Below are 9,313 nucleotides of genomic sequence, written 5' to 3' on the forward strand. Positions count from 1 at the left end.
ACGCAGCACACTACCGGTCCTGATCGATGTCTGGGCGCCTTGGTGCGGCCCCTGCAAGATGATGGCGCCAGCCTATGAAGCGGCAGCCAACGAATTGGAGCCGCATATTCGACTGATCAAACTCACCGACAATGAGCAGACCGCTTCAGCCAGGCTCGGCATTCGGAGCATCCCGACCATGATCCTCTTTCATGGCGCACGCGAGTCGCACGGGTGTCGGGCGCAATGAGGGCGGGGCAGATCGTCAGATGGGTGCGCGATCACCTGCCAACGGCCGCCGCCTGAAAGAGCGCAGGATCATGGATTCCCTCATCTTCCGGCTCGGGCTTGCCCTGGCAATCGGCCTCCTCGTCGGATTGGAGCGCGGCTGGCGCGAACGGGACGCGCCCGAAGGAAGCCGGACGGCCGGTATCCGTACTTTCGGAATATCAGGGCTGCTCGGCGGCCTGATCGCAGCACTGGCAGACGCGCTGGATGCGGTCTCGGTGTTGGTTGGCGGATTCATCGTCTTTGCGGCGATTTTCGCGTGGTACAAGGTGCGTGAGGCAGCCCATGATGAGGATTTCAGCGTTACGGGGGTAATTGCGGCCTTGGCGTGTTTGCGCTCGGTGCGCTCGCCGTCGTTGGTGACTGTCGAGCGGCAGCGGCCGGCGGGTCGGCGCTTGCAGCGGTCCTTACCAGTCGCGGGATACTGCACGGCCTGTTGAAGCGGCTCACCTGGATCGAACTTCGTTCGGCACTGATCCTGGCGGTGATGACCGCGATTGTCCTGCCGCTGCTGCCAAACCGGACGCTTGACCCATGGGGCGGTTTTAATCCCTGGAGGTCTGGTTTCTCACGGTGCTGATGGCGTCGATATCGTTCGCCGGTTATGTCGCCATTTGCATCCTGGAAAACACGCGTGGCCTCCTCGTCAGTTCGCTCGCCGGCGCCATCGTATCTTCCACCGCCGTGACCTTGGCGCTTGCCCGCCGCGCGACATCGGCAAGCAATCCACTGCCGCTCACCGGAGCGGCTTCGCTGGCGGCGATGGTCTCAGTGCTACGTGTTTGCGTTGTGGTTGTGATCATTGAGCCAAGCTCCTGCGGTCGTCATCCCGGCGATTGCCGCGGCGATCACCTTCGCGCTTTGCCGTCGTCGCCACCGCCAGCGCCGCATTGGCGGCTCAGTTCGGCGGGCGCGGCCTGCTGGCGAGTTCGGCATTTGCAGGCACGTTCGATGTCGATGTCTCGGTTCTCGGCGCATTGCGTCTGGTCAAGCAATCGGTCGCCCTCGAGACGGTGGCCCAGGCCGTGCTTGCCGCGCTGGCGGCGAATGCGATCGGCCGCGTGTCTCTGGCAGCGTTCGCCGGACCGGTCCGGTTCTGGCTGCCTCTGGTTGGCGTGACCCTGATCGCCGCGTCGGCCGGGTATTGCGCCATGGCGTTGCTGCCAGCTTTCTGACGGCTCCTGCATCGAAGGACTTGATGCGGATCAAGGTCAGATCCTGCCAGGGCGCTATAAAACTCCGACAAAGGAGTAAGCCATGACAAGCTTGAAAGACCTCAGCGCGAAATTCCGGCACATCCGATTGCTGCTTGCCCGCGAAAAGGGCCATCCCACGGGGGATCACGAGGAAGGCTATGACGTTCTCGCTCCTTTGGACAGCGATGGCCGGATCGACGCACACGAGTGGAAGGAGCATCGGGGCGCTTGTCGTGTCCGTCGCTTTCGTACCGGTGAAGACGACCTGATCGGCCGTTTGCGGCGTAAGCCCGGCGGACAGTGGTATTTCGACTATGCCGAAGGCGACCGCGACGACGATATCGGCTTCCATCTCGGTGACGAACGTTTCGTGACCGGTGAATACGTGTCGATCGAACGCAACGGAGCCATGCACACCTATCAGGTGGCACGGGTCGAGAGGCCATAACGACCTCAACACAAAGCGCTCTCGGAGCAACTCATGTCGCGACGCATCCTGGTTGTGGTTGGACATCCCGATCCGTCTCCGGATCGGCTCTGCCGTGGCCTTGCAAAGGCCTATGCCGAGAGTGCGGAGCAGGCGGGACATGTCGTGCGGCAAATCGATCTGGCAGAGCTCGATTTTCCTATGCTGCGTACGATGCAGGAGTTCGAACACGGCGCGATACCCGACAGCCTCAAGGATGCCGCCGAAGCGATCGTCTGGGCGGCGCACATCGTGTTTTTCTTTCCGCTTTGGCTCGGAACCATGCCGGCCTTGCTCAAGGCTTTTCTGGAACAGGTCATGCGGCCGGGAACGGCCTTTGCCTACCCGGACAATGGCGGCTTCCCCAAGACACTGCTTCGCGGCCGCTCCGCCCGTATGGTGGTGACGATGGGCATGCCCTCCATTTTTTACCGGCTTTGGTTCCTTAGCCACGGCATTGCGGGCATGCGGCGGAACATTCTGCGCTTTGCCGGCATCAGCCCGGTGCGCGAAACCCTGTTCGGCATGGTCGCGGGCGCCAGCGATGCGACGCGGGCGAAATGGCTCGGACAAATCCGCAAGCTCGGTGAGCGGGCCAGATAGTCCGGTTGGAGTCGATCACGGCACCAGGACGGCACTTTGCCGCCCTTGCGCACAGCACGCAACGCGATCGGGACCAAGTCACCGACGGGAGCGAAGATGATCGCGGCGTGACGGGTAAGCTCAGTGATGGATACGGCGGCGAACCCGGAGTTTACACAAAAAGGTACCAGAACGGCGGGAAGGGTAGTAGGAATCCTATCCCGAGCAAGATGAGCGCTGCGACGTTGACGGTGCGCATGTTCGCCGTTTCCCTTTGCCAAATCCGTGACAGCCCGTACCAAGCAATCAGCCAAACGATGATTGTTACGGACGTCTTGCCGGAGAGCGGGCCGACAGGATTGTAGAAATTCAATAGACCCCGCAGTCCGGGCGACAACTCGGACACGAATGCTGGAACGCCGATGGCAGCACAACCGATGCCCGCTGCCAGAATGGCCGCAGCTCCGGGGCCATTCGGGATCGTCTCAACGGTCTTTCCAAACTCGACCGCATTTTGCGACGTAGTCATGGCACTTCCTCCTGCATCAGAATGATCACATCGCCACCCCGTATCGGAGCGTATTTGTTCAGGAATGCACCGAACGCTCCGGCGATTCCCGTGGCGACAAAGGCAGCCACGGCGAAACTTAGTACGGAGATGCGCATGTTCCGGGGTTGAATGATTGCTCGCCCGTAATCCTCAAAGCTGCGTTCGATGCCGTTCAACTTGAGCGTGGAAGGCCCAGGACCCTCGCTTGCGGTGATGCCCGAGCAGTGTTCGCCGTAACCCTGGAATCCACGCGGATTTTCGACGGCGTAACGCTGACGGACGAAGGTGGCGCGGCGGGTGTTCTCGAATAGTCGCTTGCCTTGCTGCGCATGAAGGCATCCTGCACGCCGCGAAAATCGATCCAGACGTGCGAAAGCTGGTGGATGAATAGCGGTCCCGCATAGAGGTAGTCGTAGCCGTAACAGTTCTCCCATCGGAAGGTCGCGGTCCATGCACTGTAGCTGCTCGGGGGCAACGGGTGTGTGGGCGAACCCTTTGCAGTCATCACATCCTTTGCTCTCATCTGCCTCATCCCGTGCTCAGTTCAAGTGAACAGGCGCCCGAGCACCAATCGACAATATCGTAGCGTAGCCGCCCCCGACCTCCTTTGAGGCAAATCAATACCGGCTCCGAACCAGCTGATCCGGGCGGCTTGAACGGTCACCCCCCACGACTTGTCTATAGCGGAGCTGGCACGGGTGACGGCCTTGGGATCCCCGTTTTGATTTGCGTCAATGTCGCGCTCATCTCGACGGGTGACTGTGGCATGCAACGCGACAAATGCCTCGAACGTCCGATCCTCAGCGGCCATGGCTGACACCGTCTTCACCGCAAGAGCGCTGACCAAAACCTATGTTTCCGGCGAAACGCGAGTACTTGCCCTACGCGCGCTGGACCTGGAAATCTTCGCTGGAGAAGTGGTTGTTCTGCTCGGCCCGTCGGGCAGCGGAAAGTCGACCCTCCTCAACATCATGGGCGGACTTGACCACGCCACAAGAGGCCAATTGTACTTCAGGGGCCTGGAGCTGACCAACCTCGATGATCGAGGCCTTACGGCCTATCGTCGCCAGCACGTAGGGTTCGTGTTCCAGTTCTACAATTTGATCCCCAGTCTGACAGCCTATGAAAACGTTGCACTGGTTACCGAGATCTCCGATCACCCGATGCGTCCCGACGAAGCCCTCGCGCTTGTCGGGCTCGAGGCGCGGATGCACCACTTCCCTGCACAGCTCTCGGGCGGCGAACAGCAACGCGTGGCTATTGCCCGGGCGATAGCCAAACGGCCGGAGGTGCTGCTCTGCGATGAGCCGACGGGCGCCTTGGATTCGAAGACAGGCATTCGGGTGATCGAGGCACTGCTGGGCATCAATGCGCAGCTCGGCACCACGGTCCTCATCATAACGCACAACGCCAGCATCCAGGACGTCGCCGACCGCGTGCTGTTCTTCGCCGACGGTCAAATTTCCAGAATTCACAAGAACGAGGCGCGCCGAACTGCCGCCGAGCTCGTCTGGTGATCCGATGCGCACCCTGGATATCAAGCTCTTTCGTGATCTTGTACGGCTGTGGGCCCAGGCGCTTGCGATCGCTCTCGTCATTGCCGGCGGAGTGTCCACAGTGGTTCTTGCTGTCGGCTCCTTGCGGTCTCTGGAGGAAACCCGAATTGCTTATTACGAGAGGCACCAATTCGCCGATGTCTTTGCGCTGGTCCGGCGTGCGCCGAAGACGCTGCTCACTCAAATTGCGGAACTCCCCGGGGTTGCTGCCGTGCAAGGGCGCATTGCCAAGTTGGCCCTGCTCGATATTCCTCAGTTTCGCGAGCCTGCAACTGGACAATTCATTTCGTTGCCTGAGGACGGTCAGCCCTCGCTCAATCGGCTGTACATACGGTTAGGCCGGATGCCCGAGCTTGGGCGAGGCGATGAGGTTGTAGTCACCGAGGGCTTTGCTAAGGCACATGCATTCAAGCCGGGGTCCCACTTCGCTGCCATTCTCAACGGCCGCAAGCGTGATCTCGTCGTCGTGGGTATCGCGCTCTCACCGGAACATATCTACGCCATAGGGCCGGGCGACCGCATGCCGGACGAGCGTCGCTTTGCCATCGTCTGGATGTCTGAAAAGGCTCTAGCCAGCGTCTACGATCTGGACGGCGCATTTTCCTCGGTCACTCTCAAGCTGATGCGGGGCGCTTCAGAAGGCGAGGTCATCACGCGCCTCGACGCCTTGCTCGACCGCTACGGCGGACGAGCAGCATATGGGCGCAAGGATCAGACCTCACACGCCTTTCTGGAACACGGGCTCGACATGCTCAGGAATATGAGCCGTACGCTACCGCCGATCTTTCTTTTGGTGGCAGCATTCCTGATCAACGTGACGCTTAGCCGGATCGTCGCGCTCGAACGCGAACAAATCGGTCTGCTGAAGGCACTTGGCTATCGGAACGCCGCCGTCGCCTGGCATTACATCAAATTCATCATCGTGATTGTCACGATCGGCGTCGTCATCGGCAGTGCGGCTGGAACGTGGTTGGGCACTTACCTAACAGAGATGTATGGCGACTTTTATCGGTTCCCATTCCTCGTTTTTGTCCAGAGCCCGGATATCTACGTCGTGGCTGCGGGGCTGAGCCTTGGTGCTGCGATCGTCGGCGCGGTGCGTGCGTTGCGCGATATCGTGACGTTGCCGCCCGCGGTTGCGATGCAACCGCCCGCCCCGCCTCGCTTCCGCCGTCTCCTGCCCGCGACCTTTGCTATGCGTAACGTCCTTTCACAACCGGCCGTGATGATGGTGCGCAACATCAGCGGCCATCCGATCAGGGCTATGTTTACGATAGCGGGCATGTCACTGGCGACGGGAATCCTGATCGCCTCGCTTTTCCTTAACGGCACCATGGAGGCGCTGATCGATGTGACTTATTTCATGTCCGACCGCCAGGATGCCACTGTGAGCTTTGTCGAACGGCGCCCGCTGAAAGCAGTCAATCAAATTGCGCGGTTGCCCGGTATTCTTGCGGCCGAGCCTTTTCGGGAGGTTCCCGTTCGCATACGGAATGGAAACATCGAGCGTCGGATCATGATCAGCGGAAGACCGCGCGATGCCGAACTCAACAGGATCATCGACACTGACCTGCATCCCGTCGTGCTGCCTGAAGCGGGCCTGGCACTTTCGAGTTGGCTCGCGCAGATTCTCGGGACACAGGTCGGCGATTTCGTCGAAATCGATTTGCTGGAAGGGCAGCGACGGACCGTCTCTCTTCCCGTGACGGCGTTGGTCGAGGATTATTTTGGCATCCAGGGAATGATGCATTTCGATGCCCTGGCTCGCTTGATGCGGGAGGCGCCTGCCGTCAACAGCGTGAGCGTAAGCCTCGACGCGAACGAGCGTGACCGATTTTACGACGCCATCAAGAGCATGCCGACGGTCAGCGGCGTCGCCCTGCAACGCGTATCGCTTGCGAACTTCCGTGATGCATTGGCCGTGTTGGTGACCACGATGGCAAACATCTACACTGGGCTGGCTGCCGTTATCGCCTTCGGTGTCGTCTACAACAGTGCAAGGATCTCGCTTTCCGAACGCGCGCGCGAGTTGGCCAGCCTGCGTGTCCTCGGCTTCACCCGGGGAGAAGTGTTGCGAATTCTGCTCCTTGAGCTGGCCGTGTTGACGTTGCTTGCGCAGCCGCCGGGATGGGCCATCGGCTACGGCCTCGCCTGGACATTGCAAACAAAAATGGCCGGCGAGTTGATGCGGACTCGTTTGATCGTGGAACATTCTACCTATGTACTTGCCAGCGCGATGGTGATTGCCGCGGCACTGTTCACCGCGCTCGTCGTACGCCGGCGGATCAACCAGCTCGACCTTGTCACCGTTCTCAAGACGCGAGATTGAACCCATGCGCACGATCTGGATAAAGCCAACCGTGGGGGCCATGGCCTTGGGTGTTTTGGCAGCTGCCGCGGTCTGGTTCGCATGGCCACGGCCGATCGTAGTGGATCTGGCGACGGTGACGGAAGGTCCCATGGAGGTCACCATCGACGACGAGGCCAAGACACGCGTCCGCCACGTCTATACGGTGTCCGCGCCAATCGCTGGAAAAGTCCTGCGAATCTCCCCGCCTCGCCATGTCGGGGACCAGGTCGCCGTGGACGAGACGGTGGCGGTGATGCAGCCGACCGTACCGAGCTTCCACGATGCCCGCACGCACGAAGAGCTGCAGGCGGCGCTGGCGGCAACCGAAGCGGCAATGGCGCTTTCGGAAGCCGAAGTTCGCCGGATCGAGGCGGCGCTCAAATTTTCGCGCACGGAGCTTCAGCGGGCGGAGGCCCTCGCCCGCACCGAGGCGATCTCGGTCAAAGTTTTGGACAAGGCGAGATTCGACGTCGAAACCAATGAAGCTGCGTTGGCAGGCGCCAGGGCGCAGGTCGAGGTACGGCGCCACGAGCGCTCAACCGTTGCGGCCCGACTCAGCGAACCGTCGGACGCCATCCCGCAATCGAATCCCGCCTGCTGCATCCAGCTGCGCGCCCCAATGAACGGCAGCATCCTGAAGATCATTCAGGAGAGCGAAGGAGTGGTGCAAGCAGGTGCCCCGTTGATCGAGATCGGCGATCCGCGCGACCTCGAGATCGTCGCCGACCTTCTGTCGACCGACACTGTCCGGATCAAGCCCGGCGCACCTGTCCGGATCGATGGCTGGGGCGGATCACCGATCCGTGGCCAGGTGACACGGGTGGACCCCGCGGGGTTCGTCAAGGTCTCCGCACTCGGTATCGAGGAACAAAGGGTCCGCACGATCATCGATTTCGTCGATCCTCCCGAAGCATGGCGGTCGCTCGGTCACGATTATCGTGTGATCGTGCATATCACGATTTGGAAGGCCGATGACGTCCTGACCGTGCCGGTGGGTGCCCTGTTCCGACAAGGAGACGACTGGGCGGTGTTCGCCGTAAGGGGCAGCAGTGCGCGGGCGACCATCATCAAGATCGGTCAGCGAAACAACCGGACGGCAGAGGTTCTGTCGGGACTTGCCGCAGGCGATCGCGTGGTGCTGCACCCGAGCGACAGGGTCACGGACGGCGTGACCGTCGCAGAGCGCGGTGGCATAGGCTGAAACGTCCCTTTTCGCCGGCAGCTCAGCCGCTTTCCATCGAAAGGCTTTCAAGGGTGGTAGGCGCGTGGACCCGCTCCCTAGTCCGGAAGAGTTACTTGCGCTGTAGCTAATGTAGTTACAATCTTACAAAGCCGGAAGCCGCACCGACCGGCGAAGCGCGACTGCTGTCGCTGGCGTCGATCGACCACGCTTTTGCCGGTGCGCTGGAAGGGAATTCAATGAGATTGACTATAATTTGCGCGGCAATTGGGATTGCCGGATCCACCGCCGCCGTTGCGCACGAGAAGAAGGTGGTGGTCGGAAAAACAGTAACGTCAGCCTGTTGCGATCTCGTCAGGCACGACCAAGAAAAAGCGGGGAACTGAGTTGGATTGCCGTTCAACCGGAACTGTCTCGGGCGCAACCCCGAAAGACGATTCAAAAGACAAATCGGAACCGCGCCTAGGCTTCGAAATGGTTAATCCTGGGATCATATCCATCTTTTAGTTTAATGATTGTGTGCTTCGCTAATTTCGACGCAGCAGAGGTCGCCAGAAGGATACGCAAGTGCCCAAGAAGGCGAAAGCCGCCATGATGCGCTGCCCTCCCCCTGCGACTGTTCCTCCGATGGGCGACAGCAACGAAACGACCTGTGAGGCGGTTCTGCCCCAAGCGGATGCTGTATCACGGTTTCGGGCCAACGGGTGGCGGGATGAGGCCGGCGCCAGCTAGGAACGTGCGAACTGCTATGCGAACATCCTGCTGATGTTCAACCAGAAGATGTCCGCCAGTGTCGTAGACGACCAGTTTGGCACCAGGGATCTTGGCTGCGGCGAACTCAGCTGCCGGCAGCGTGTTAAACAGGTCGTCGCGCGCAGAAATAATGATTGTCGGCGCAGTAATTACTTCCAACGGCAGTTCATGTACCTCGGGGGCGCTATCGATGTTGATTCCGGGGAAACGCAGCGACAACGGCTCAACGCTCTTGACGACGCTCATGACGCGGTCCCGCTCGGCCCGAGGCGCAGCCGCAACCAGCGCGGGCCGAACGCCGAGGAATCGAACGAGCACTGACGGTGCGATCTTCTCGGTGGCCCACCATGCGAAATCGCCGCCGGCATTGACGACCCAGAATACGAACTTGTTGCCGCGGCTCGCTTCTATCG

8 protein-coding genes and 3 pseudogenes are annotated in these 9,313 nt (G+C 60.6%); 7 read left to right on the forward strand and 4 right to left on the reverse strand.

Annotated elements, in window-relative coordinates; all coding sequences use genetic code 11:
- The 4 genes and pseudogenes from EOA86_RS10565 to EOA86_RS10580 all read left to right on the forward strand — a co-directional run.
- Nucleotides 1-285, forward strand: a pseudogene (locus tag EOA86_RS10565) (thioredoxin domain-containing protein); the annotation flags it as partial.
- 14 nt (nucleotides 286-299) lie between these two features.
- Nucleotides 300-1,442: pseudogene (locus EOA86_RS10570) on the forward strand (DUF4010 domain-containing protein).
- 82 nt (nucleotides 1,443-1,524) lie between these two features.
- Nucleotides 1,525-1,911, forward strand: coding sequence for a hypothetical protein (locus EOA86_RS10575; protein ID WP_128341569.1), 387 nt, complete (start codon nucleotides 1,525-1,527; stop codon nucleotides 1,909-1,911).
- A gap of 33 nt (nucleotides 1,912-1,944) precedes the next feature.
- Nucleotides 1,945-2,532: an NAD(P)H-dependent oxidoreductase gene (locus EOA86_RS10580; protein ID WP_128341571.1), complete on the forward strand. Its 588-nt coding sequence runs from the start codon at nucleotides 1,945-1,947 to the stop codon at nucleotides 2,530-2,532.
- Between the two features lie 151 nt (nucleotides 2,533-2,683).
- Here EOA86_RS10580 and EOA86_RS38545 read toward each other — a convergent pair whose 3' ends face one another.
- Both EOA86_RS38545 and EOA86_RS40115 read right to left on the reverse strand, forming a co-directional pair.
- Nucleotides 2,684-3,040: a hypothetical protein gene (locus EOA86_RS38545; RefSeq protein WP_164891667.1), complete on the reverse strand. Its 357-nt coding sequence runs from the start codon at nucleotides 3,038-3,040 to the stop codon at nucleotides 2,684-2,686.
- 212 nt (nucleotides 3,041-3,252) lie between these two features.
- A pseudogene (locus EOA86_RS40115) lies at nucleotides 3,253-3,554 on the reverse strand (glucoamylase family protein); the annotation flags it as partial.
- Between the two features lie 316 nt (nucleotides 3,555-3,870).
- Here EOA86_RS40115 and EOA86_RS10590 point away from each other — a divergent pair.
- From EOA86_RS10590 to EOA86_RS10600, 3 genes are read left to right on the forward strand one after another with little or no spacing between them, the layout of a single operon-like run.
- Nucleotides 3,871-4,578 (forward strand): ABC transporter ATP-binding protein, encoded by a 708-nt coding sequence (locus EOA86_RS10590; protein ID WP_128341572.1) that lies wholly within the window; start codon nucleotides 3,871-3,873, stop codon nucleotides 4,576-4,578.
- A 4-nt stretch (nucleotides 4,579-4,582) separates the two neighbouring features.
- Nucleotides 4,583-6,946 carry an ABC transporter permease gene (locus EOA86_RS10595; RefSeq protein ID WP_128341574.1) on the forward strand — a complete coding sequence of 788 codons (2,364 nt, stop codon included), beginning with the start codon at nucleotides 4,583-4,585 and terminating at the stop codon, nucleotides 6,944-6,946.
- A 40-nt stretch (nucleotides 6,947-6,986) separates the two neighbouring features.
- Nucleotides 6,987-8,168 (forward strand): HlyD family efflux transporter periplasmic adaptor subunit, encoded by a 1,182-nt coding sequence (locus EOA86_RS10600; RefSeq protein WP_128341578.1) that lies wholly within the window; start codon nucleotides 6,987-6,989, stop codon nucleotides 8,166-8,168.
- 115 nt (nucleotides 8,169-8,283) lie between these two features.
- On the opposite strand, the gene EOA86_RS10605 is transcribed toward EOA86_RS10600, so the two are convergent.
- Together EOA86_RS10605 and EOA86_RS10610 are read right to left on the reverse strand one after the other, a co-directional pair.
- A complete protein-coding gene (locus EOA86_RS10605) occupies nucleotides 8,284-8,550 on the reverse strand; it encodes a hypothetical protein (RefSeq protein ID WP_128341576.1) in 267 nt (88 codons plus the stop codon).
- A gap of 281 nt (nucleotides 8,551-8,831) precedes the next feature.
- Nucleotides 8,832-9,313 (reverse strand): alpha/beta hydrolase (locus EOA86_RS10610; protein WP_245497213.1); only part of this gene is annotated, 482 nt, incomplete at its 5' end.

It is taken from the genome of Mesorhizobium sp. M5C.F.Ca.IN.020.32.2.1, from assembly GCF_004023105.1.
Taxonomy (GTDB): domain Bacteria; phylum Pseudomonadota; class Alphaproteobacteria; order Rhizobiales; family Rhizobiaceae; genus Mesorhizobium; species Mesorhizobium wenxiniae.

Coding starts and splice junctions, on each gene's coding strand:
- EOA86_RS10575 (WP_128341569.1), top strand. CDS start 1,525: ATGACAAGCTTGAAAGACCTCAGCGCGAAATTCCGGCACATCCGATTG.
- EOA86_RS10580 (WP_128341571.1), top strand. CDS start 1,945: ATGTCGCGACGCATCCTGGTTGTGGTTGGACATCCCGATCCGTCTCCG.
- EOA86_RS38545 (WP_164891667.1), bottom strand. CDS start 3,040: ATGACTACGTCGCAAAATGCGGTCGAGTTTGGAAAGACCGTTGAGACG.
- EOA86_RS10590 (WP_128341572.1), top strand. CDS start 3,871: ATGGCTGACACCGTCTTCACCGCAAGAGCGCTGACCAAAACCTATGTT.
- EOA86_RS10595 (WP_128341574.1), top strand. CDS start 4,583: ATGCGCACCCTGGATATCAAGCTCTTTCGTGATCTTGTACGGCTGTGG.
- EOA86_RS10600 (WP_128341578.1), top strand. CDS start 6,987: ATGGCCTTGGGTGTTTTGGCAGCTGCCGCGGTCTGGTTCGCATGGCCA.